At 48.1% G+C, this 24,087-nt stretch carries 17 protein-coding genes, 1 tRNA gene, 1 other RNA gene and 1 pseudogene; 8 read left to right on the forward strand and 12 right to left on the reverse strand.

Annotation, left to right across the window (positions count from 1 at the left end):
- Positions 1–77: 77 nt before the first annotated feature.
- Positions 78–527 (forward strand): potassium binding protein Kbp, encoded by a 450-nt coding sequence (kbp, locus tag ACJHX3_RS22120; protein WP_000522413.1) that lies wholly within the window; start codon positions 78–80, stop codon positions 525–527.
- Here kbp and csiR read toward each other — a convergent pair whose 3' ends face one another.
- From csiR to ACJHX3_RS22155, 7 genes are all read right to left on the reverse strand, one after another.
- On the reverse strand, positions 528–1,190 hold the full coding sequence (csiR, locus tag ACJHX3_RS22125; RefSeq protein ID WP_000156814.1) for a DNA-binding transcriptional regulator CsiR: 663 nt from the start codon (positions 1,188–1,190) through the stop codon (positions 528–530).
- Positions 1,191–1,210: 20 nt separating this feature from the next.
- Positions 1,211–2,611, reverse strand: coding sequence for a GABA permease (gene gabP / locus ACJHX3_RS22130; protein ID WP_001295173.1), 1,401 nt, complete (start codon positions 2,609–2,611; stop codon positions 1,211–1,213).
- A gap of 237 nt (positions 2,612–2,848) precedes the next feature.
- Positions 2,849–4,129, reverse strand: coding sequence for a 4-aminobutyrate--2-oxoglutarate transaminase (gabT, locus tag ACJHX3_RS22135; protein ID WP_000097678.1), 1,281 nt, complete (start codon positions 4,127–4,129; stop codon positions 2,849–2,851).
- Positions 4,130–4,142: 13 nt separating this feature from the next.
- Positions 4,143–5,591 carry an NADP-dependent succinate-semialdehyde dehydrogenase gene (gene gabD / locus ACJHX3_RS22140; protein ID WP_094308530.1) on the reverse strand — a complete coding sequence of 483 codons (1,449 nt, stop codon included), beginning with the start codon at positions 5,589–5,591 and terminating at the stop codon, positions 4,143–4,145.
- Between the two features lie 22 nt (positions 5,592–5,613).
- Complete coding sequence (gene lhgO, locus ACJHX3_RS22145; RefSeq protein ID WP_000272003.1) at positions 5,614–6,882, reverse strand: L-2-hydroxyglutarate oxidase; 1,269 nt, start codon at positions 6,880–6,882, stop codon at positions 5,614–5,616.
- A 19-nt stretch (positions 6,883–6,901) separates the two neighbouring features.
- On the reverse strand, positions 6,902–7,879 hold the full coding sequence (gene glaH, locus ACJHX3_RS22150) for a glutarate dioxygenase GlaH (RefSeq protein ID WP_001308899.1): 978 nt from the start codon (positions 7,877–7,879) through the stop codon (positions 6,902–6,904).
- A 334-nt stretch (positions 7,880–8,213) separates the two neighbouring features.
- Positions 8,214–10,466, reverse strand: a complete 2,253-nt coding sequence (locus ACJHX3_RS22155; RefSeq protein WP_094308529.1) for an alpha-amylase family glycosyl hydrolase — start codon at positions 10,464–10,466, stop codon at positions 8,214–8,216.
- Between the two features lie 559 nt (positions 10,467–11,025).
- Between ACJHX3_RS22155 and ACJHX3_RS22160 the strand changes: the two genes are divergently transcribed.
- The 5 genes and pseudogenes from ACJHX3_RS22160 (at position 11,026) to ypjA (ending at position 18,751) form a co-directional block, all read left to right on the forward strand.
- Positions 11,026–11,101 (forward strand) — tRNA-Ile (locus ACJHX3_RS22160).
- Between the two features lie 751 nt (positions 11,102–11,852).
- Positions 11,853–13,271, forward strand: a complete 1,419-nt coding sequence (locus tag ACJHX3_RS22165) for a DUF5507 domain-containing protein (RefSeq protein ID WP_094308528.1) — start codon at positions 11,853–11,855, stop codon at positions 13,269–13,271.
- A 337-nt stretch (positions 13,272–13,608) separates the two neighbouring features.
- Positions 13,609–13,734 (forward strand): annotated as a pseudogene (locus ACJHX3_RS22170) (recombinase family protein); the annotation flags it as partial.
- Between the two features lie 264 nt (positions 13,735–13,998).
- Positions 13,999–14,118, forward strand: coding sequence for a hypothetical protein (locus ACJHX3_RS22175; protein ID WP_001131441.1), 120 nt, complete (start codon positions 13,999–14,001; stop codon positions 14,116–14,118).
- Positions 14,119–14,182: 64 nt separating this feature from the next.
- The gene (gene ypjA, locus ACJHX3_RS22180; RefSeq protein WP_167777297.1) at positions 14,183–18,751 is read left to right on the forward strand and encodes an adhesin-like autotransporter YpjA/EhaD; all 4,569 of its coding nucleotides are present in this window, start codon (positions 14,183–14,185) and stop codon (positions 18,749–18,751) included.
- Between the two features lie 160 nt (positions 18,752–18,911).
- Here the strand turns inward: ypjA and ssrA are convergent.
- Both ssrA and smpB read right to left on the reverse strand, forming a co-directional pair.
- Positions 18,912–19,274, reverse strand: a transfer-messenger RNA (tmRNA) gene (ssrA, locus tag ACJHX3_RS22185).
- A gap of 214 nt (positions 19,275–19,488) precedes the next feature.
- Entirely contained in the window at positions 19,489–19,971 is a 483-nt protein-coding gene (smpB, locus tag ACJHX3_RS22190; RefSeq protein WP_000162574.1) for an SsrA-binding protein SmpB, read from the reverse strand.
- Positions 19,972–20,141: 170 nt separating this feature from the next.
- Between smpB and ratA the strand changes: the two genes are divergently transcribed.
- Together ratA and ACJHX3_RS22200 are read left to right on the forward strand one after the other, a co-directional pair.
- On the forward strand, positions 20,142–20,579 hold the full coding sequence (ratA, locus tag ACJHX3_RS22195) for a type II toxin-antitoxin system toxin RatA (RefSeq protein WP_001300750.1): 438 nt from the start codon (positions 20,142–20,144) through the stop codon (positions 20,577–20,579).
- Positions 20,569–20,859: an RnfH family protein gene (locus ACJHX3_RS22200; RefSeq protein WP_001117834.1), complete on the forward strand. Its 291-nt coding sequence runs from the start codon at positions 20,569–20,571 to the stop codon at positions 20,857–20,859. The genes ratA and ACJHX3_RS22200 overlap by 11 nt, the downstream gene beginning before the upstream one ends.
- 60 nt (positions 20,860–20,919) lie before the next feature.
- Here the strand turns inward: ACJHX3_RS22200 and bamE are convergent, their stop codons facing one another.
- From bamE to nadK, 3 genes are all read right to left on the reverse strand, one after another.
- Complete coding sequence (gene bamE, locus ACJHX3_RS22205; RefSeq protein WP_001203437.1) at positions 20,920–21,261, reverse strand: outer membrane protein assembly factor BamE; 342 nt, start codon at positions 21,259–21,261, stop codon at positions 20,920–20,922.
- A 148-nt stretch (positions 21,262–21,409) separates the two neighbouring features.
- Positions 21,410–23,071: a DNA repair protein RecN gene (gene recN / locus ACJHX3_RS22210; protein ID WP_094308546.1), complete on the reverse strand. Its 1,662-nt coding sequence runs from the start codon at positions 23,069–23,071 to the stop codon at positions 21,410–21,412.
- A gap of 85 nt (positions 23,072–23,156) precedes the next feature.
- Complete coding sequence (nadK, locus tag ACJHX3_RS22215; protein ID WP_094321879.1) at positions 23,157–24,035, reverse strand: NAD(+) kinase; 879 nt, start codon at positions 24,033–24,035, stop codon at positions 23,157–23,159.
- Between the last annotated feature and the right edge of the window lie 52 nt (positions 24,036–24,087).

A 24,087-nucleotide genomic window follows, 5' to 3' on the forward strand; every position in this document is an offset into this window, starting at 1 on the left:
GCTCATCCCCGCGGCGTTAACGCGCCGCGTTCCTCTGCTACACTTTCTGAGTGTTTCCGTTAACGAATGAGGTAGCTATGGGTCTGTTCAATTTTGTGAAAGATGCCGGAGAAAAACTCTGGGACGCGGTTACAGGTCAGCACGATAAAGACGATCAGGCGAAGAAGGTGCAGGAGCATCTGAACAAAACCGGTATACCTGATGCCGATAAAGTGAACATTCAAATCGCCGACGGCAAAGCGACGGTCACGGGTGATGGCCTGAGTCAGGAGGCGAAGGAGAAAATCCTTGTTGCGGTGGGGAATATTTCCGGTATTGCCAGTGTCGATGATCAGGTGAAAACGGCGACACCAGCCGCTGCCAGCCAGTTTTATACCGTTAAGTCTGGCGACACTCTGAGTGCCATTTCCAAACAGGTCTACGGTAACGCCAATCTGTACAATAAAATCTTCGAAGCGAATAAACCGATGCTAAAAAGCCCGGATAAAATTTACCCGGGGCAAGTGTTGCGTATTCCTGAAGAGTAGTTAATTGCCAGCCATTGCCTGCTGGATAATGGGAATTGGCGTCAGTAAATGCTGGCGCATTAACTCACTGGCGCGCGCGGTATCTCGCGCCAGTACCGCCGCAGTCAGGGTCTGGTGCTGATCGCGTTTATCTTCCAGCATTTCCACCGAAAGCACTGTTCGCCGCAGCCAGATAAATCGATAGCGCGCCGCCAGATCAAACAACCGTTCACGCATTTGCAGCAAATAGTGAGAACCACAGCCCGCCACAATTGCAGTATGAAACGCCTGATGACGCAGATCCCACTCATCAAGCATTTTCTCACTGGCGTCACAGGCCTCCAGCTTACTGAGCAGATGCGCTTTTGCGAGAACGTCTGCCTCCCATTCATCGCCACCGCGGGCAATCGCCAGACTGACCAGCATCGCTTCCATATTGGCGCGGGCGTCGAAAATATCGAGCAGCTCCTGCTCTGACATAGACGCCACCCGATACCCTTTTTGATTCACCACCGTGACCAGTCGTTCTGCTACCAGTTGCGAAAGCGCTTCCCGCAACGGCCCAACGCCAAGTGCATAACGCGATGTCAGCAAACTCATCCGTAATTTTTCATCCGGTTGAAAATTACCGCGAATAATATCGTTCTTCAGCCAGCGATAGCCATCCAGAGACGTAATGGTCATGGTGTGACTCCTGATCATTATCAGCGCGTATTATGAACGGGTGTTTTTTGCCACAATACCAGCTTTTTCCAGCGAGCCATAATTGGCACGGTACAGATAATCCCTATCGCTAATAAGCCAGTGGAGATCACTTCTAACTGTTGCGCCGGGCGGAATAGCATCACTACCAACACAAAGGTAATAAAGCCGATTACCAGCCAGGTGAGCCACGGATAAAGCCACATCCGCAGGCGAATTTCGCTTCCTTCTGCTCGCAGAATTTTGCGCATCCGCAATTGTGAAACGGCGATGACTAAATAAACCAGCAGGGCGATAGCGCCGGAGCTATCGATCAGAAATTTAAACACTTTCGCAGGCGCGTAATAATTCACCACCACCGTTAAAAATGCCGCACCGGTCGAGAGTAATACCGCCACATACGGGGTTTTACTGCGGTTGATTTTACCCATTACCGCGGGAGCATCACCGCGACGGCTTAAGGAGTAGAGCATTCTGGAAGCGGTATACAGCGCCGAGTTCAGGCAACTGGTTACGGAAAGTAATATCACGCAGTCCATGATTAATTTCGCATGGGGAATATTGAGCAATTCCAGAACCGAGCGATAAGATCCAACGGCTTTCAGCCCCGGCATATTCCACGGTATTAATGCCACAACGACAAAAATAGAACACAAATAGAAAATAGAGATACGCCAGATAACCGAGTTGGTGGCGCGGACAATATGTTTTTCCGGCGTGTCGGATTCCGCGGCGGCAATGGTGACAATTTCTGCGCCCATAAACGAGAACATAGTGATCAACATCGCGCTTAATACCGCACCGAAGCCGTTGGGCATAAAGCCGCCGCTATCCCACAATCTTGAGATCCCGCTCACTTCGGCATAAGGGTAAAAACCGCTAATTGCGACTGCACCAAGGAAAATAAAGGCCAGGATAGCGATGACTTTGCACAGCGCCAGCCAGAACTCAAATTCGCCGTAGTTTTTAACGCTTAATAAATTACTGCCAGTTAAGGCGAGGGTAATGACGAGGGAAAATAACCAGATGGGAATGCCTGGAACCCACGAGTGCAGGATCATGGCGGCGATGTTGGCTTCCAGCGGGATAACCAGTACCCAAAACCACCAGTACAGCCAGCCGATGGTATAACCCGCCCAGCGGCCAATTGCCTTGTCGGCATAGGTGGAAAACGAACCGGTATCGGGCGTGGCAACTGCCATTTCCGCCAACATCCGCATAATCATAACCACCAGTAATCCGGCGAACAGATAGGCCAGTAATACCGCCGGGCCCGCTTCGGCGATGGCGACGCTGGAACCGACAAACAGACTTGCGCCGATAACACCGGCAATAGACAACATGGTGACGTGGCGTGACTTCAGCCCGCCGCCTAACTCATGTGGTTGCGATGATTGCCCCATCCTGAATCCTCTCGAAAGTGTGTCACTTGGGAGAGCGCCCCGACATTTCCCGCGTCGGGTCACGCGTTTAATTGTTATTGATTCTTTTTACCGGAGAGCGGCTCCGCCTTACCCGGCCGACATAGATTTATTCCTGTTCACGTACAGATTGTCGGATGCAGCGTAAACGCTTTATCCGACCTGGATTCGCGTAGGCCGGACAAGACGCGCAGCGTCGCCTCCGGCATGGGTACGGATCTACTGCTTCGCCTCATCAAAACATTGGCTGATGATCTCCAGACCCTGACGGATCTGAGCGTCTTCAATGGTGAGCGGTACAAGGATGCGCAGCACGTTGTAATACGGGCCGCAGGAGAGAAGAATCAGGCCTTTATCGCGGGCACGCGCCACGATCTCGGCGGTGAGTTTTGCGTCCGGCTTGCTGTGATCGCCATCTTCAAACAGCTCGATGGCGATCATCGCCCCCAGCCCGCGTACGTCGCCGATCTCAGTATGTTTTTCGGCTATCGCCAGCAATCCGTCTTTCAGTTTCTGCCCCAGATCGTTGGCTTTTTGCAGCAGATTTTCCTGCTCGAACACTTTCAACACTTCCAGCGCGGCCACGCAGGCAATCGGGTTACCCGCATAGGTGCCGCCCAGACCGCCCGGTGCGACAGCGTCCATCACTTCCGCGCGCCCGGTGACGCCCGCCAGCGGGAAACCGCCTGCGATCGATTTTGCAAAGGTGGTGAGATCTGGCGCAACGCCCATCTGCTCCATCGCAAACAGCGTGCCGGTACGCCCCGCGCCGCTCTGCACTTCATCGGCAATCAGCATGATCCCGTGCTCATCACACAGCGCGCGTAAACGCTGCATAAAGGCTGGCGTCGCGGCGTAGAAACCGCCTTCGCCCTGAACCGGCTCAATCACGATGGCAGCGATATCTTCCGGGGCGGCGTCATTTTTGAAGATCCGGTGGATGCTGGCGATAGCGTCATCTTCACTGATGCCGTGCAGCGGGCAAGGATAAAGCGCGCGATAAACATGGCCTGGCATCAGCCCCATACCCGCAGAGTACGGATTCACCTTGCCGGTCAGCGCCAGCGTGTAATGCGTGCGCCCGTGATACGCGCCGCTAAAGGCGATGGTCCCGCTGCGTTTGGTGGCGGCGCGGGCGATTTTCACCGCGTTCTCCACCGCTTCAGAACCGGTCGTTACCAGCAGCGTTTTTTTGGCAAAATCGCCTGGCACCTTCTGATTCATTATTTCGCACAGCTCCAGATACGGCTCGTAGGCCAGCACCTGGAAGCAGGTGTGCGACAGTTTTTTCAACTGCGCTTCCACCGCCGCAACCACTTTCGGATGCAGGTGCCCGGTATTGAGCACTGCAATGCCGCCCGCGAAATCAAGATACTCACGGCCTTCAACGTCCCACACCCGGCAGTTTTCCGCGCGATCAGCGAAAATGGGGTGAATTTGCCCAACGCCACGAGGAACTGCCTGACTGCGGCGCTGCATTAACTCTTTATTGCTGCTCATTCGCGTTCTCCAGTTAAAGACCGATGCACATATATTTGATTTCTAAGTAATCTTCGATGCCATACTTCGAACCTTCACGACCCAGACCCGAGGCTTTAATGCCACCGAACGGGGCCACTTCATTGGAAATAATGCCAGTATTGATGCCGACGATGCCGTACTCCAGCGCCTCGCCCACGCGGAAGACGCGGCTTAAATCACGGGCGTAGAAATAGGCGGCAAGGCCAAACTCGGTGTCATTGGCCTGCGCAATCACATCGGCTTCATCTTTAAAACGGAATAGCGGGGCAAGGGGGCCGAACGTCTCTTCTTTCGACACTTTGGCGTTGGCCGGAACGTCCACCAGAATGGTCGGCTGGAAGAAGTTGCCGCCGCGTTCATCCGCTTTACCGCCGCAAACTACACGCGCACCTTTCTCCAGCGCATCGGCAATATGCTCTTCCACTTTTGCTACCGCTTTTTCATCAATCAGCGGCCCGATGGTGACGCCATTCTCCAGCCCGTCGCCGATGTGCAGTTTGCTCACCGCCTGCTGTAATTTTTCGGCAAAGCGGTCATACACGCCGTCCTGCACATATAAACGGTTGGCGCAGACGCAGGTTTGCCCGGCGTTGCGGAATTTCGAGGCCAGTGCGCCTTCCACGGCTTTATCGAGATCGGCATCGTCAAAGACGATAAACGGCGCGTTGCCGCCCAGCTCCAGCGACACTTTCTTGATGTCTTTCGCGCACTGTTTCATTAACTGGCGGCCAATTTCGGTCGAGCCGGTAAACGACAGCTTGCGCACCAGCGGATTGCTGGTCAGTTCGTTACCGACCGCGCCCGCCGAACCGGTGACCACGTTAAATACGCCAGCCGGAACGCCTGCGCGAATCGCCAGTTCCGCCAGCGCCAGCGCAGAGAACGGCGTCTGACTGGCAGGTTTCAGCACCATCGTGCAGCCTGCCGCCAGCGCCGGACCGGCTTTACGGGTAATCATCGCCGCCGGGAAGTTCCACGGCGTGATGGCGGCGGTAACGCCAATCGGCTGCTTGATAACAATCAGGCGTTTGTCGGCCTGATGACCGGGAATGGTATCGCCATAAATACGTTTGCCTTCTTCGGCAAACCACTCAATAAAAGAGGCTGCGTAGCTGATTTCGCCTTTCGCTTCGGCCAGTGGTTTGCCCTGTTCGAGGGTCATCAGGCGCGCTAAATCGTCCTGATGCTCCATCATCAAATTGAACCAGTTGCGCAGAATGGTGGCGCGTTCTTTGGCGGTGAGCGCACGCCAGGCGGGCAGAGCGCGGTTGGCGGCGTCGATAGCGGCGCGGGTTTCATCAGCGCCCATTTTGGGTACGCTACCCAGCTTGTCGCCGTTCGCCGGATTGGTGACGTCGATGACCTCGCCATTGTTGGCGTCCAGCCATTCCCCGTTAATCAACGCCTGCTGGCGGAATAAGTTACTGTCGTTAAGTTTCATTGTTACGTCCTGTTTTCAAAGGTTATTGATTAAATGCGGCGTGTAAGGCATCCACACTACGTGCCGCTCGCAGCGTGCGTCCGGGGTTACTCTGGCTTGCCAACAGCGTTTGTACCTTGCTGACAATATGCGCACCAATAGGAATTGCTGATGTCGCTGCCGGGGAGGGCGCATTGCAGGTGTGGATCGTGCGCGGGGTGGTGACAAACAGAAAATCGTCAATCAGCTTGCCGTCCGGCGATACCGCCTGCGCCCGCACACCGGCGGGCCAGGGCTGGAGATCGCTTAACGAAAGCCGGGGACAATATTTTTGCACCAGCCGCAGATAGCCGCTTTTGCACAGCGAGTTTTTCATCTCGCCCAATCCTGAGCGTAGATGGTTTTGCAGCACCCGGCGAATCCCCGACGAGCCTAAAATCTCCAGCGTGTCACTAAACGAGAAATCGCGCTTGCGATAGCCTTCGCGTTTAAAAGCCAGCACCGCGTTTGGCCCGACGGTCACGCTGCCATCGATCATGCGGGTGAGATGCACGCCCAAAAATGGCATCGCGGGGTCGGGAATGGGGTAAATCAGGTGGTTAACAATCTGGTTATGCTCCGGCGCAAGGCGGAAATACTCGCCACGGAACGGGCAGATAATAAAGCCCGGTTCGAGGCCGAGCATTTTCACCAGCCGGTCAGCCATCAGCCCGGAACAGCTAATCAGCGTCGATGCTTCATATTCACCGCCCTGACGGGTACGTATCACCACGCCGTTTTTATGCTCACTGAGGGCGCTGACTTCGGCGTTATAAATAATCTCGCCGCCTCTGGCCTGGAAGATTTTTGCCATCGCCGCCGTCACTTCGCGATAGCTGACAATGCCGCTGGACGGCACAAAAATGCCGCCGAGCCCGGTGATATTCGGTTCGCGCTCGCGCAGTTCCTCGGCGTTTAACCACTCGCGCTCGATACCGTTCGCCGCCGTGCGTTCCCACAACGCGCGCATCCGTTCCATTTCGAGTTCAGAGGTGGCGACCAGCATCTTGCCGCAGTTGTCATAGCGAATGGCGTTTTGATCGCAAAAGGCTTTGGTGGCGCGGTTCCCCGCCAGGCAAAACTGCGCCTTCAGGCTACCGGGCGTGTAATAGACCCCGGCATGGATCACGCCGCTGTTGTGACCCGTCTGGTGACTGGCCGGGCCGGACTCTTTTTCCAGCAACGCAATGCGGGCATCCGGATAGACATCAATCAGTTGCATGGCGGTCGACATGCCGATGATGCCGCCGCCAATAATCACAAAATCATACATCCGCTCAATTCCTTTGCGCTTACTGATGCGTCTGGTAGTGGTTAGTGGCGTAAGCGAAATAGCCACGCTGACGCATCAGTTCACGGCGCAGATCCGGGTGCGGAGTAAAGCGGTCGCGACCGTGCAGCCAGAATAGATTGTTAATCAACAGGAATTTGCCAACGGGAACGGGCACAGAAAGAATGCCTTTGCTGGTTTCGATGGCGTCGGAAAGCTCGCTCAGCCACACGCCTTCTTCGAAGTCTTTTGGCTGGACGAACTGGTCGATATAACGCATCACCGGGCGACCCTGTTGATCAACGTCGAACACTGGATGGAAAACATCTTTGCTGACGTTTTTGCTCGGAGGCGCGGCAAAGCGCATCGGGCGACGCGCCAGCGGGTGGCGGAAATAGTGGTCCAGATGTTCCCAGTCATCGAGATGCAGCAGCAACGAATTTCCACCCTGCATGTTCTGCTCGTCGATTTTCATCATCAGCACATAGTCGGTGATCTCTTCGACGTAGGTGCCGTCGTTGTGCAGCTCCATTACGCGGTGCGGCTGACGCAGATAGCTGTCTGAGTTATCGACATTTTTCACCACGAATCGCGCGTAATACTGACCGCTCATCGCATCGAAATTTGAGCGACCAATCAGATGCGCTACCGCCGTTGCCAGCTTCACCATCTCATCCGCTTGCTTCACATCATCGACACCCACCGCATTGATCAACAGCGCACCTTCAGCACGGTTTAGCAGGGTCTTCAACAGCAATGGTTGCAGCTGGTTCGCACACAGATCGTCAAGAATTTTGCCTACCCGAAAACGCAGAAAAGATTTGTACTCCAGCGCCTGCACGGGCCATTCGGCAACCTGTTCGAGAAACTGTTTGGTCGTCTGTTCGGTGAAGGTGAGTTCCAGCAGGCGCGGGGATTGCGCCGACGGGGTGAGGGTGAATCCGCTATAGTCCTGGCCTGAATCGACAGCGTTGTTTTGTACGGCGGTCAGTGCATTCATCAGAAGCGATCCTCTTATGAGATGTAGGGTGACATGGCGATGCTCATTTCGTAGCCATAATCTAAAAATATCTACATTTCTGAAAAATGCGCACAAATGCGCCATATTGTTTTCTTATTGTGATCAAAAGCAACAAATTGGTAACATTTAACGTAGGGTATTAAGGCAAAGTGAGACAGGAAATGAATAACTAAAGCAACAGGTTAGGGGGGGATTACCATCAGAGAACAGATTATCTGGTCGATAAAACGGTAAATGGCTTCACTGCAAAATGACCGTTAGTAAACTAAACATATTATCTGCCCCGTTTTAGCGGGGCAGATGTAACATTAAATTACAAATAGAGATAGTTCGGCGGTTCTCCTGTTTTCCCTAAAAGAAGAGCGCTGCGCCCAGGGATATTGATATTTAGAGTTCCGCCTCTAAGCGTAAATACTTTACCAGGGGGGATAATTTTTCGGGTATTATTATTAATAATACAAACGCTATTACTCCCCATGTTTTTATATATTCCTGGTTGCAATTTGTTAGGCCAGGTACCTTCAACTTCTTCGTTTCCTTTATTTATTATAACTAGTCCATCATGAGGAGAGTGATTAATGTTCACAGAATCCCCACGACTAAAGGCCAGAACATTTTTAGTTGCAAATACACCCTCAAATGCGCTCCATATTCCTTCTTTATCTATATATAATGCGTGGAATTCATTGTAGAGCTGCTGATAGGTAGAGCAACCTTTATTAAGCCACGCCTCACCGCCGACACGAGTGGACCCATCATCATTTTTAATCTCAGTCGTTGATTTTAATACCTGACCATCCCAGTAAACTAAAGGCCTGCTGAACGGGAGAGCGGCCATATATGCCATTGCTAATTGTTCATCTTGCTGATGGTTAAATAAAAAGTCATTGAAAAGATTACCATTGTTAGGGAAATCGTGGTTGATGTTAATCAATATCCGTCTTTCTGATGGGATGCTTGAGATTGCGGAACCCGGTTTTGATGCAAGGGTTTGGAGATCTCCACCGAATGAAAAGGCTTTTATCGTCTTCATGAGCAATGAAAAATCAATGGCGCTTAAATCATCTCTTTCATAAAGCAGCGATGACATTTGTTGTTCATCTAACGGACAAGTTACCAGGTATTCCATGTAATTCATAACAGCTTTTTTTTGATATTTTGGATTAAATAAATTTGTATTGTGCAACCGCTCATTATAATTTTTAAGCGGTGGGGTTATCGATCTCTCTATTTGTTCATGTTTTGAGTGTTTTGCTGCATCATAACGTAAACCTCGTACGCCATATTTTCGCATTTCACGAACGTATTGATTTTGCAACATAATAACCTGGTCACTTTTGGGTGTTGTTTTAGGCATTCCATTTAAACGCTTTTCTTTTAATGCATGGAGGTTTTCCCATTCATCCTTAGAAATATTATCTTTACTTGCTTCGAAGTCTTTTGCAGTGAGATGTATATCTTCTGGATGGATCTGGTCACGTTCTTTTGTTACTGGATCTATAATAAAGGGAATCAAGACCTGACCTTGCCAATAGCCAGGGATACCACTTTCTATATCTTTACTGATCTTCGCTCGTATATCGGCAGAGGGATAATCCAGATCATTTTTACCACTACCCCCGATTCCCATAAAGTTAAATGTATAATCAGGGATAATATCGATACCAAATTTTTTGGCATCTTTAACCAATGCGATAAAATCCTGTAAATCTCCCATTGGATTATGGATGGTACAAAGATCTTCGGGTTGATAAGCGTGAAACCAGTAACCTTTTTCTTCTTCGGGAGTTTCTGGTCCGTCGGCGCGGAAAGTGGTTACGGGAGGGATTTGTATATACCCATAATGACAACGTGCAAACTCAGATATATTTTTCCTGATTTGCTGATAGGTGGCATTAAAAGCATGAAGAATCGCTTCGCCAGGTTTTTTGGGGGTGATGATTTCACATTGTGATTTCTGAACAGCAGTAAGAGATTTACGCTCAAGTGTTTGCCGTAAATGTTCTGGATTGATTAATATTTTAAATGTTTCTTGCTGGCCGGTAGGTGACGTTACGTTAATATTATATACATCAGCTGCCAGTTCATAGTCAGGAATGTTAATAGCATATGCAACATACTTATCTTTTGGGGACGGTTTGTCAGATATAATGTGAGTGAAATGTTCAGCTGGACCATACTGATGAACACCGCTGTTATCACCTCTTTCAACTATTATATCTCGTTGATAAACCCATGTTTTTCCTTCTCCTATCCTGTCTGGCGCTGTAATGCTACGCTGTGCTGCTTTATTCAACTCTCGGTAAGTTGTATCTGGAAAAAGGGAAATTTTATAATCGTTTTTTAACAGATCATTAATAACTTTTTCTGCGTGAAAAGTTGATATAATTTCTCTGTCTTTTAAATCCTGAGGATAAACTCCACAAGAATTAATAATATTTGTTATACAGTTTAGATATTCTAATGTATTTAATTTGGAATTTAGATCCCCGTCAGTAATGTTCCATGATAACAATGTGGGGTTGTCGATAGGTAAATTTCTTGGTCCTGGTTTTATAGAAAACATAATAAAGTTCCTCTAATGGTAGAGTAATATGGTGTATACGGAAACATAAAAATGTTTAATTGTTGTGAAAGTAATTGCAAACAGATGTCCTACTTTTATCCAATATTTATATGGAAAAGGATAATGCTTAAATCTGTTTTTTTAATTATCGATGTGGTCTGGAGAGGCAACTGTCAAAAATCGCTCATACGAATCTAATGATTAGCAGAATAAGATCTATGAAAGAATATATTGCTATATGAAGTTTATTTTTATGGCGTGAAAAGTAACAGATATCATAATGATGCGAAAACTCTTCAGCTAATGTAATAAAGTTATATTATTAGATACAAAATCATTACAAAGTATCATTGAATCGATGATAACTATAAATAGTGCTAAGTATTAGCATTTGCTTGTTGACTGAGAGTATCGACTTTGTGAATGGAAGCGGTGTCGGGTTTTATGTCGCAGGTAATGACGACCCAGGATGAATGAGAACGCATAAAAATCTGTTATTTACATCATAAGATCATCATGTTTATTGCGTGGTTTATAAGTATTGTTATTGCATACTCAAGGCCCTTTAGCTCAGTGGTTAGAGCAGACGACTCATAATCGTCCGGTCGCTGGTTCAAGTCCAGCAAGGGCCACCAAATCATCATTCAGGTATCAGGAAGAGTTAAGGGTACAAGGGGTACTCGATGGCAGTCTATATTTCACGACTAACGCCATTTCAAGGAAGAAGTGTGGTGGGTGGTTTCGAATGAGGGCTGGTGTTTTGGTACGTGGCACGCCACTGCAATGTATTTATCCATCAGTACTCATTCAAAAGTACCTGGAAAAAATGCCCGCTATGCCAAGCGGGCAAATTGCTTACATGTGGAATTAAGTAATTAACGATAAAGCCAGAGTATTATCATTTATTATACCCCTTCATTTAATCAGGTTAATTACTCAAATCACTGAACTATTCTCTTTTCGCTCACTTATGCTGAGTGAGTACCACGACCAATGTATGTAGAACAATGCCGTAGAGTAAGGATGAAATGTCTCTGCCACGCCTTAAACATCTACTACTGACTAGAACCGCCGTCGAATGCAGAAGAGTCTTGTGAGCGTTACAGGAGTCTGGCTTTGGTCATTAATCAACGCTATTTAGATATAAATTTCTAACACTCAAAAAACGATTCTCACGAATAAATTATAACGGGTGGTTTTTATCATACAGTGAAATAACCTTTTGCTTATTAAATTTAACATTCTTGTGCTAAATTAATTAAAAGTGCCATGTATAGCATATGAAGCTGTTAATGCCAGCAATTGTCTCAAATGAGCGATTTTTTATAGTGACAAAAAGTAATAACGTTAAAAATAGCCATGTAGACATTAACTGAGGAATAGACAATGTTAGTTAGTAAAAGCAACGAAATTAACACTAGCACATTTATAAATAGTGGAAGTTGTAATGAAAGAAAATCTTCTAAATCCATGGAGTTACTAGCTTATAGTATTATAAAATTAATTTGTAAGGAAGCTGCCTCAGGGACGTATAACGGTGCTCTTGAAATTTTACAAAAAATGATGTCTGAATGTAAATATCATGAAAGCAATGCTTTTGTCATTATGGGAGCCGGAGAGCAATTAAAACGTATTAAATATGATGTTAATGAAAATAAATTAAAAGTATACAACGTACACTTTGATAATAATCAAGAGTTAGTTGCTGATGGTGAGCCTGACGTAGTATTTTTAAAAAAAACGGTGTGGGAAGACCTTCTCGTTAAACTAAAGCTGGAGAACAAAGAAAATGCGGTTTCTGAAGTTCATAAATCAGCGAATAAAGGTGAGATTGAGCAATTAGTTGAATGCTCTAAGAGAAATGAAAAGACGCTTCTTGATAATATAAGTAAAAATACTGCTATCTATAATATTTACAATAACCAACGAGCAACAAACATTACTACATCTTTATCTGAACCACCTGCACAAGGTAAAAGTAATGATGTAGATAAATTAAAACAAACGCAGTTTATCAATGCTAGTCAATTTGATATTAATGAGCTTCAGCAGAGTTCTGCTTTTTTAGCGTCAAAATATCACACCATAGATATTCAAGAAAAAACAGATGCGTTTGTGAAGAAGTTCAAGGGGATATTATTTGATAAAAATGGAAGGTCTTCAGAGCTTCTGTTTAATTTTTATGAGTGTTGCTATAAGTTTTTACCAAGAGCGCAGCCTCAAGATAAAATTGAAAGCTATAATTCAGCACTGCAAGCTTTTTCCATCTTTCGTTCATCTACTTTGAATAATAATGATGTAGGGTTTAATTTCAAATTATTCCCAGAAGTCAAGCTGTCTGGAGAACATCTTGAAACGGTATTCAAATACAAAAATGGCGATGATGTCCGGGAGATAGCCAAAATTAACATTACTCTCCAAAAAGAAGAGGGTGGTTTATATAATTTACGTGGATTGGATTTTAAGGGATGCTTCTTTTCTGGACAGAACTTCAGTAACTATGATATTCAATATGTGAACTGGGGAACGTCATTGTTTGATGTTGATACTCCGTGTATTTTTAATGCGTCTGCTTACAACAAGAGTAATGAAAAATCATTAGAACGCGTCAGCGAAAACGGTTTAAGTGGAGTCTTGTCTGATCGTAATAATAAAATAAAACTCATCACGGGCGTGGCACCATTCGATGATATTTTATTTATGGATGATGACTTTGATGATAGTTCTTCTGAGGATGATCCCGTTGAAAATAGTCCTGTTGTGACTAGTCCCCTTGTATCAAGTTCTAAAAGCAGTTTTCAATGATAAATAAATGGCAATTTTTACAAAGAGATAATAACGTAGATTGAAACAATATGTATTATTGATTGATTAAACGGGATTATTTTTTACACTACAACCATTTTGCTGCCACTACCAAAGAAAAAGGGGCTACGCTTTCACGTAACCCCTTGATTTATTTGGTGGGCTGGCGGTGTCTGAATTGGTGCTGTAATGGGTTGAAATATTTCATCTAATGTCTGGTTCAACTTTCCTTAGCTGCCTGAAAGTTTTTTTGATATTACCCATCAATAATAGGGTTACGGTGTACCACGCCTGACTGATGAACTGCGTGCTCAGAGTTACCACTTCAGCGCATAACCGTGGCAGCAGACCCGGACAGAGCAAACGGCTCAGGACATTATCGGTAGGGGACGTACTGGTGGTATGGAAACTGAACCGACTGGGGCGCAGTATGCGACATCTTGCCGTGCTGTTGGAGGAGCTGTGAGAACGTGGTATTAACTTTCGTGCTCTGACTCTACCAATATTTGCCCAATAATGGGGGACGAAAGCTGTAAAAGTAAAACAATCTGCAATCTCAATGTTATTGTGTGATTTTTATGTGAGCAGAAGATATTCATCAGAAACGATTATGTAAATCATTTTATTTTTCCGACGGCTTCAATGTCGAAAGAAAAGAATACGCCCGTATTTCCTGAATAGATTGACTTTTTTATCCAACCACACTTCAGCGCACTGCGTTTAAAAAATGCCTCTTTCTTATGCGGAATATCATCATTTCATCATGATGTCTTTGATGAGCGGTGAACACAATACACTTGCGCTGTCTCTTCAGGATGAATCCCCTGGTCTGGTGCCTGTGGGCTGATGTTGCAGCAGAGCTACGGTCGCTTAAACGCTACTCAGTATTCACTTTTCAGAGGATGAAATTTATGAACAGGACCAGTCCCCATTATTGTCGCCGCTCAGTACTTTCCTTATTGATATCTGCCTTGATATATGCCCCGCCAGGGACGGCGGCCTTCACTCCTGATGTTATTGGTGTGGTAAACGATGAGACTGTAGATGGCAGCCAAAAAGTAGATGAACGAGGTACAACAAATAACACTCATATTATCAACCATGGCCGGCAGGAGGTCCATGGTGGGATATCTAATAGTAGTATTATTGAAACTGGTGGCGAGCAACTAGTATCAATCCATGCCGATATTAACGGGCAAGCTAATAATACAACCATTAATGGAGGCAGACAGTCAATTGAGTACGGAGGAATTTCTACTGGCACGATAATCGAAAGTGGCAATCAATATGTTTATAAAGGCGGTACCAGCAATGGCACGATGATTAAGGCCGGAAGTTCACTCGTAGAGGGGGGGACTGCGAATGGAACAATCATTGATGGTGGCAACCAACGAGTAACAACTCAGGGGCATGTTGATGGTACAACGATAAATAAGTCCGGTTATCAGGACATCACGCAAGGAAGTCTGGCGACGAACACAACCATAAATGGTGGTCGACAGTATGTTGAACAGAGCACAGTAGAAACAACCACCATTAAAAATGGCGGTGAGCAAAGAGTATATGAAAGCCATGCGCTGGACACGACGATTGAAGGTGGAACTCAGTCTCTGGATAGTAAGTCAACGGCAAAAAATACTCAGATCTATTCTGGTGGTACGCAAATTGTTGATTACACTAGCGCCTCGGATGTTATTGAAATTTATTCCGGTGGCGTGCTTGATGTTAGAGGTGGTATGGCAACAAATGTTACTCAGCACGATGGAGCCGCTTTGAAAGTAACGACTTACGATTTGACGGTGAGCGGTACGAATAGTGAAGGGGCATTCTCCATCCACAATAACGTGGCAGACAATGTGTTGCTGGAAAACGGTGGTCATTTAGACGTATATGGTTCGGCAACCAGGACGATAATTAAAGATAAAGGAACAATGTCAGTTTTAACGAATGCTAAAGCTGATGCGACCCGAATAGATAACGGCGGCGTTATGGATGTTGCCGGAAACGCGACAAATACCATAATTAATGGTGGCACACAGAATATTAATAATCATGGTATTGCCACGGGCACCAATATCAACAGCGGAACACAAAATATCAAGAGCGGCGGGAAAGCTGACACGACAAATATCTCCTCCGGGAGCCGGCAGGTTGTTGAGAAAGATGGTACGGCAACTGGCAGCAATATTAGCGCTGGAGGCTCGCTGATTGTCTATACCGGTGGTATTGCACATGGGGTTAACCAGGAGACGGGCAGTGCTTTAATTGCCAACACGGGCGCAGGGACTGATATTGAAGGATACAACAAGCTCTCTCACTTCACTATTACCGGAGGGGAGGCTAATTATGTTGTGCTGGAAAATACCGGCGAACTGACGGTAGTGGCTAAAACCACGGCGAAAAATACTACCGTTGATGCTGGCGGTAAGCTGATTGTCCAGAAGGAGGCTAAAACAGATACCACCAGACTTAATAATGGTGGCGTTCTGGAGGTTCAGGACGGTGGTGAGGCTAAGCATGTTGAGCAACAATCCGGCGGCGCATTAATTGCTTCCACGACTTCCGGAACCCATATCGAAGGAACCAACAGTTATGGTGATGCTTTCTACATCAGGAATTCAGAAGCTAAAAATGTAGTGCTGGAAAACGCTGGCTCATTAACAGTCGTCACTGGTTCCCGGGCAGTTGATACGATTATTAATGCCAACGGCAAAATGGATGTTTATGGAAAAGATGTTGGCACTGTACTCAATAGTGCGGGCACCCAAACAATATATGCCAGTGCCACTTCTGATAAAGCAAATATCAAAGGTGGCAAGCAAACGGTATATGGTTTAGCCACTGAGGCAAATATTGAAAGTGGTGAACAAATTGTTGATGGTGGGTCAACAGACAAAACGCACATCAATGGCGGCACGCAAACCGTTCAGAATTATGGTAAGGCGATCAATACCGATATCGTCTCTGGCTTACAACAAATTATGGCAAACGGGACAGCGGAAGGTTCCATTATTAATGGCGGTTCACAGGTAGTTAATGAGGGCGGTCTGGCTGAAAACTCGGTGCTTAATGATGGCGGCACACTCGATGTGCGGGAGAAAGGCAGCGCTACGGGGATACAGCAGAGTAGCCAGGGCGCGTTGGTGGCAACCACCAGGGCGACGCGGGTCACAGGGACACGCGCTGATGGCATTGCGTTCAGCATCGAACAGGATGCGGCGAACAATATCCTGCTGGCAAATGGCGGCGTGTTAACCGTGGAGTCAGACACCACTTCCGCCAAAACACAGGTCAATACGGGCGGACGGGAGATCGTCAAAACAAAAGCCACTGCGACTGGCACGATGCTTACCGGCGGTGAACAAATCGTCGAGGGTGTGGCGAATGAGACAACGATTAACGACGGCGGAATACAAACAGTTTCGGCTAACGGTGAGGCAGTAAAAACAACGATTAATGAAGGCGGTACGTTGACAGTCAACGATAATGGCAAAGCGACAGATATCATCCAGAACAGCGATGCCGCTCTCCAGACGAGCACGGCTAACGGTATTGAAATCAGCGGTACTCACCAGTACGGCACCTTTTCCATTGCCGGAAATTTAGCGACCAATGTGCTGCTGGAAAATGGTGGTAATTTATTGGTATTAGCAGGTACCGAAGCTCGCGATTCCACGGTTGGCAACGGTGGGGCAATGCAAAACCTGGGTCAGGACTTCGCCACAAAGGTTAATTCTGGTGGGCAATATACCCTCGGTCGGTCAAAAGATGAGTTTCAGGCTCTGGCCCGGGCAGAAGATCTACAGGTTGCTGGCGGGACGGCAATCGTCTACGCAGGTGCGCTGGCGGATGCATCGGTCAGTGGCGCGACAGGAAGCCTGTCGTTAATGACGCCACGGGATAATGTTACGCCAGTTAAACTTGAAGGGGTGGTCCGGATTACCGATAGCGCGACATTAACTATCGGAAATGGCGTCGATACGACGCTTGCCGACCTGACGGCTGCCAGCCGGGGCAGTGTCTGGCTTAACAGCAATAATTCCTGTGCAGGCACCAGCAACTGCGAATATAGAGTAAACAGTTTGCTCCTCAACGACGGTGATGTTTATTTATCAGCACAAACAGCAGCGCCTGCCACAACTAACGGTATCTACAATACGCTGACCACCAGTGAACTTTCCGGCAGCGGTAATTTCTACTTGCATACCAACGTTGCAGGCTCCCGGGGCGATCAACTGGTCGTCAACAACAACGCCACTGGCAATTTTAAAATCTTTGTTCAGGATACAGGCGTCAGCCCTCAGTCTGACGACGCGATGACGCTGGTGAAAACAGGGGGAGGGGATGCTTCGTTTACGCTGGGTAATACTGGCGGTTTCGTTGATCTTGGGACCTATGAGTATGTCCTGAAAAGCGATGGTAACAGCAACTGGAACCTGACCAATGATGTCAAACCCAACCCGGACCCCAACCCAAATCCGAAGCCGGATCCAAAACCAGACCCAAAACCGGATCCGAAACCAGACCCGACTCCCGATCCAACACCGACACCCGTCCCGGAGAAACGCATCACGCCTTCTACGGCAGCCGTACTCAATATGGCAGCAACATTACCGTTGGTCTTTGATGCTGAGCTAAACAGTATTCGCGAGCGGTTGAACATAATGAAAGCGAGTCCACACAACAATAATGTCTGGGGGACGACGTATAACACCCGTAATAATGTCACCACCGATGCGGGTGCCGGGTTTGAGCAGACGCTGACCGGAATGACGGTGGGGATCGATAGCCGTAATGATATTCCTGAGGGGATTGCGACGCTGGGCGCTTTTATGGGTTATTCCCATTCACATATCGGTTTTGATCGTGGAGGGCATGGCAGTGTGGGCAGTTATTCTCTGGGGGGCTATGCCAGCTGGGAACATGAAAGTGGTTTCTATCTGGACGGTATCGTGAAGCTGAACCGCTTTGAAAGTAACGTAGCCGGTAAAATGAGCAGCGGTGGAGCCGCCAACGGCAGTTATCGCAGCAACGGGCTGGGCGGTCACATTGAAACCGGGATGCGATTTACCGATGGTAACTGGAACCTGACGCCGTATGCATCGTTAACGGGGTTCACCGCTGATAACCCCGAATATCATTTATCCAATGGTATGGAATCGAAATCAGTCGATACCCGCAGTATATATCGTGAACTGGGCGCAACGCTGAGTTACAACATGCGTCTGGGGAACGGCATGGAAGTTGAGCCGTGGCTGAAGGCGGCTGTGCGCAAAGAATTTGTCGATGATAACCGGGTGAAGGTGAATAATGACGGTAATTTTGTCAATGATTTGTCGGGCAGACGTGGAATATACCAGGCAGGTATTAAAGCCTCATTCAGCAGTTCGTTAAGCGGGCATCTCGGGGTGGGGTATAGCCATGGTGCCGGTGTGGAATCCCCGTGGAACGCGGTGGCTGGTGTGAACTGGTCGTTCTGACCATCATCGAAAAAGCCCACATCTGTGGGCTTTCATATCACCAGGAGCCGCGGCTCCTTTGCGTATCCTTTTATGTCTCCTCACCGTCTGGTCGGTGTCTTGCTGAGACTTCTAACTTCCTGTTTTTGTTGGTGTTGTCCTTGCACCGTCCAATCATGATTGGTGGAGCTGGCGGGAGTTGAACCCGCGTCCGAAATTCCTACATCCTCGGTACTACATGCTTAGTCAGTCTTTACATTCGCTTGCCAGCTGCGGACGGACACGCCACTAACAAACTAGCCTGATTAAGTTTTAACGCTTCAACCCCAGGCAGGGCTTCCACGCGATCTCTTTTGGGTTTGACCTCTCTTGATCCCCGTCCTAAGAGCGGAGGCTAGGGAGAGAGGGCTCTAAGCAGGTTATTAAGCTGCTAAAGCGTAGTTTTCGTCGTTTGCGACTATTTTTTGCGGCTTTTTACGAGGCCAACCGCCCCTCGGCATGCACCTTGGGTTTCGCAAATCCCGTCGAATCCAGAATCAGCCCCAATGTGTAACGGTAAGTATACCAGATTCATGAGTGCCATGACCAGCCTCAATGGCGTTATCGTTAAAGATTTAGCACCCATGTAGCCTGATTTTTATTCGATTAAGCAATGGGATGGCAACATTTGTGTCGGATGTGATAGCCAATAAGATGTTCATTCGCGCCGCCGGAGAGGGAGGCGCGGTGAGGAACTGGTCAATAATTGGAGTGCAGATTTAACGGTGGGCGTTTTTCATGATACGCGCTTTATCCACCTGCCATTCGCGTTCTTTGATATCTGAACGTTTATCATGCTGTTTCTTACCTTTGGCGACGCCGATTTTCACTTTGCACCAGGCATTTTTCCAGTACAGGGAGAGCGCCACTACGGTATAGCCTTCTCGATTGACGCGACCGTACAATGAGTCCAGTTCGCGCTGGTTGAGAAGTAACTTGCGGGTACGGGTAGGATCGCACACCACATGCGTGGAGGCCACAGCCATTGGCGTGATGTTAGCGCCAAACAGAAATGCTTCTCCATCACGTAGAAGGACGTAGCTGTCGCTGATATTGGCTTTTCCTGCGCGCAGGGATTTAACCTCCCAGCCTTGCAGGGCAAGTCCCGCTTCGAACTCTTCTTCGATAAAGTATTCGTGACGGGCGCGCTTGTTAAGCGCGATGGTCGCTGAACCAGGTTTATGTGCTTTTTTCTTCGTCATAAGCGTCGTGAATCATCGGTAATCTGAAATCGAAAACACCCCATATCAATCCTGCGGGGGACAAGGCTCTATCTTAGCATGAACCCGATGTTACCCAGCGCCGGGATAGCGTTTTTTTTACAGCAGGATAAATGATATTATTTGTTGGATTTTTGTTGATGGAAATTGTTATGCCTCAGATTAGCCGGACCGCACTGGTACCCTACAGCGCGGAGCAAATGTATCAGTTAGTGAATGACGTTCAGTCTTATCCTCAGTTTTTGCCGGGTTGTACCGGAAGTCGGATTCTGGAGTCCACTCCTGGGCAGATGACTGCGGCGGTAGATGTCTCTAAGGCTGGGATCAGCAAAACGTTTACTACCCGCAACCAGTTGACCAGTAACCAAAGTATTCTTATGAATCTGGTGGATGGGCCGTTCAAGAAATTGATCGGTGGATGGAAGTTTACGCCGCTGAGCCAGGAGGCGTGTCGTATCGAGTTTCATCTCGACTTTGAGTTTACCAATAAGTTGATTGAACTCGCCTTTGGTCGCGTGTTTAAAGAGCTGGCGGCTAATATGGTCCAGGCTTTTACGGTTCGTGCGAAAGAGGTTTACAGTGCCAGGTAAAATTGCCGTTGAGGTGGCTTATGCGCTACCTGAGAAGCAGTACCTGCAGCGTGTGACGCTGCAGGAGGGTGCGACGGTTGAAGAAGCTATTCGTGCCAGTGGCTTGCTGGAATTGCGTACCGATATCGATTTAACTAAAAACAAAGTCGGCATTTACAGCCGTCCGGCAAAACTCAGCGATATTGTGCATGATGGCGATCGGGTGGAGATTTATCGTCCTCTCATTGCCGATCCGAAAGAGCTGCGCAGGCAACGAGCAGAAAAATCAGCGAATAAATAACAGACAGAAAAAAGGTGCTCATTGAGCACCTTTTTAACGTCTTTGAGGGCAACTTTATGATTAGTTACCACTCAGCGCAGGTTTATTATCAATGTTGGTCAACACTCCGCTACTATTAAAGGTCAGCGTCAGCGTTTGCTGCGTTACACCTTCATGACCTGGTTGCTGGCGGAAGACATAGAACCAGGTATTCGTACCAAATGGATCGGACATCAGCGGTGTACCCAATGCGTACGCAACTTGTTGTTGCGTCATGCCAACACGTATTTTGGATACGTCGTTAGCGGTCAGATAATTCCCCTGGTTGATGTCAGGACGGTAAACCACTCGCTCCAGAGTGGAACAGCCTGCGGTCAACATCAATAGTACTGCTGCTGCAGCAGTCAGCGTTTTACAGCGCATAGTGATTTGATTCCTTTTCGGGCCCGAGCAGTACGTGGCTCATCTGTAATATGCCGATGATAATAGACCTTTCATCACTTTAAAACCTTTTGCTTTCCGGTCCTACGGCGTTTTGCTGTTTACTCTGACCGTGAAGCAGGAAAAAAGTTTACGCCGCAAGCAGTTCTTTCGCATTCGCCAGTGTGTTACGTGTGACTTCACTGCCACCAAGCAGGCGCGCCAGCTCTTGTAACCGCGCTTTTTTATCCAGGGATTGCATATGCGTTTCTGTCATCGCACCATCGGTTTCTTTGCTGACAAAATAGTGTTGATGACCACATCCCGCGACTTGTGGCAGGTGGGTAACACACATCACCTGAGTTGATTCGCCAAGTTGACGCAGCAGTTTGCCGACAACTGCCGCTGTTGGACCGCTAATCCCTACATCCACTTCATCAAAAATCAGTGCCGGGGTTTCCATTTTACGCGCCGTGATGACCTGAATTGCCAATGCGATGCGTGACAATTCACCACCGGATGCGACTTTGGCAATAGGCTGCATTGGCTGACCTGGGTTGGTGGTTACCCGAAACTCAATACGATCGGCACCGTCAGCGCCCAGGTGATGCTCGTCAAATTTAACATCGATCGTAAACTGCCCATGCGGCATTGAGAGCGCATGCATACTGTCGGTGATCAGCTGTGCCAACTCATTTGCATAATGCTGGCGTTGCAGGTGTAATGCGTGCGCGGTTTCCAGTGCCTGCTGATGATGTTTCGTTACCGCCAGCGCGAGCGTTTCTTGTGAGTCGGCCTGATCGTCCAGTTGCTGCTGTTCTTCCAGTAGCGACTGGTAATACTGTGGCAATGCCTCAGGGCTGACGTGATGTTTACGTGCCAGCGAAATCTGTTTTGAGATGCGCTGTTCAAGTTCAAACAGGCGGTTGGGATCGAGATCCAGACGATCGCAGTAGTGGCGCAGTTCATCGCTGGCTTCAGCAATCTGGATGGTAGCTTCTTCCAGCATATCAAGTACGCCGGACAGTTTGCTGTCCATGCCAATCAATTCGCTCACCAGTTGTTTAGCCGTGTAAAGCTGACTTTGCAGGTTTGCGTCTTCACCGTCGGCCATTATTGCCAATGCATTCTGGCTGGTAGTCAGCAATTGACCGCTGTTCGCCAGACGTTTGTACTCTTCGTCGATTTGCTCAAACTCTCCGGGCTGCGGATTAAATTCGTTAAGTTCTTTTAATTGGTATTGCAGCAGTTCCGCACGGGCGGCGCGTTCCTGACTTAACTGTTGATGATGCGCGAGGTCACGGCAGCTTTGATGCCACAACTGATAACGTGCGGTCATTTCCTGGAGCAGAGAGGTTTCATTGGCATAGCCATCAAGCAGGAATTTTTGGTGCTCGGGTTTGGTGAGTAACTGATGGGCGTGCTGACCATGGATCTGAATCAGCAACTGGCCCAGTTCGCGAAGTTGTGACAGAGGAACAGCTGTACCGTTGATAAAACCTCGTGAGCGACCATCGCTACTGATTACGCGACGAAGCAAACATTCATGACCGTCTTCAAGCTGGTTTTCTTCCAGCCAGCGCAGGGCCGCTGGCGTATCTTTCAGAGAAAAACGGGCGCACAGGTCGGCACGAGCAGCGCCGGTACGCACCATGTCGGCTTCAGCGCGACCACCGAGACAAAGGCCGAGGGCATCTATTGCAATAGATTTACCCGCGCCGGTCTCGCCAGTTATTACGGTCATGCCGCTATGAAAATCAATCTCAAGCTCACGAACGATAGCAAAGTTGCTGATGGTCAGTTGTGCCAACATAGTTGTTTTCCTGTATGAAAAACCATTACTGTTATTGTGTACAGTATAAACTGGTTTTATATACAGTAAAGAGGCTGGCGTAAAATTAGAATAATTTTTTTGACCAGCCGAGCTTGGTGCTTAATGTATTGAAATAACTGTAATCTTTCGGATGAATCAGATTCAGATGGTAATCACAGCGACGAATCAGGACATCTTCGCCCTCCTGAATCGGCAGTGCTATCTGGCTGTCGCAACTGATTTCCAGGTCGTTACGGCGATGCGAAAAACGCAGACGGATCGTGCTGCTGCTGTTTATAACCAGTGGTCGTGCTGACAACGTATGCGGGAACATGGGCACCAGGGTAATCGCATCCAGAGAGGGTGTCAGGATCGGACCTCCCGCTGAGAGGGAATAAGCGGTGGAGCCTGTTGGCGTCGAAATAATCAGTCCATCAGAACGCTGAGAAAACGCAAAGATCTCGTCGATATACACTTCGAACTCAATCATATGCGCCACTTTGCCAGGGTGAAGTACCACTTCGTTAATCGCCGTGCTGATGCGTTTCTGGCAATCTTGCTGACAGACTTGCGCTTCCAGCAAAAAACGTTTTTCACTGATGTAGTGGCCTTCCAGTACATCGGCTAATTGTTGCTGGGCGTTATCGGGGTCAAGGTCAGTCAGGAAACCCAGGTTGCCACGGTTGATGCCGATGACTTTAATATCGTAGCGCGCGAGCGTGCGCGCCGCGCCCAACATATTACCGTCGCCACCAACGACTACTGCGAGATCAGCCAGTTGCCCAATCTCCGCGAGTGTGCCGGTTTTCACATTCTTCAGTTGCAGTTCGTGAGCGATTTGCTGCTCGGCGATAACCTCGTAACCTTTTGTGCACAGCCAGCGGTAGAGCATTTCATGTGTTGTCAGTGCAGTGGGGTGCCGTGGGTGTCCCACAATGCCAATACACTTGAAATGATTATTCATTTTTCCGAGGTCCTTGTTGCGAAGATTGATGACAATGTGAGTGCTTCCCTTG

This window comes from Escherichia sp. WS1265, assembly GCF_046487585.1.
Taxonomy (GTDB): domain Bacteria; phylum Pseudomonadota; class Gammaproteobacteria; order Enterobacterales; family Enterobacteriaceae; genus Escherichia; species Escherichia coli.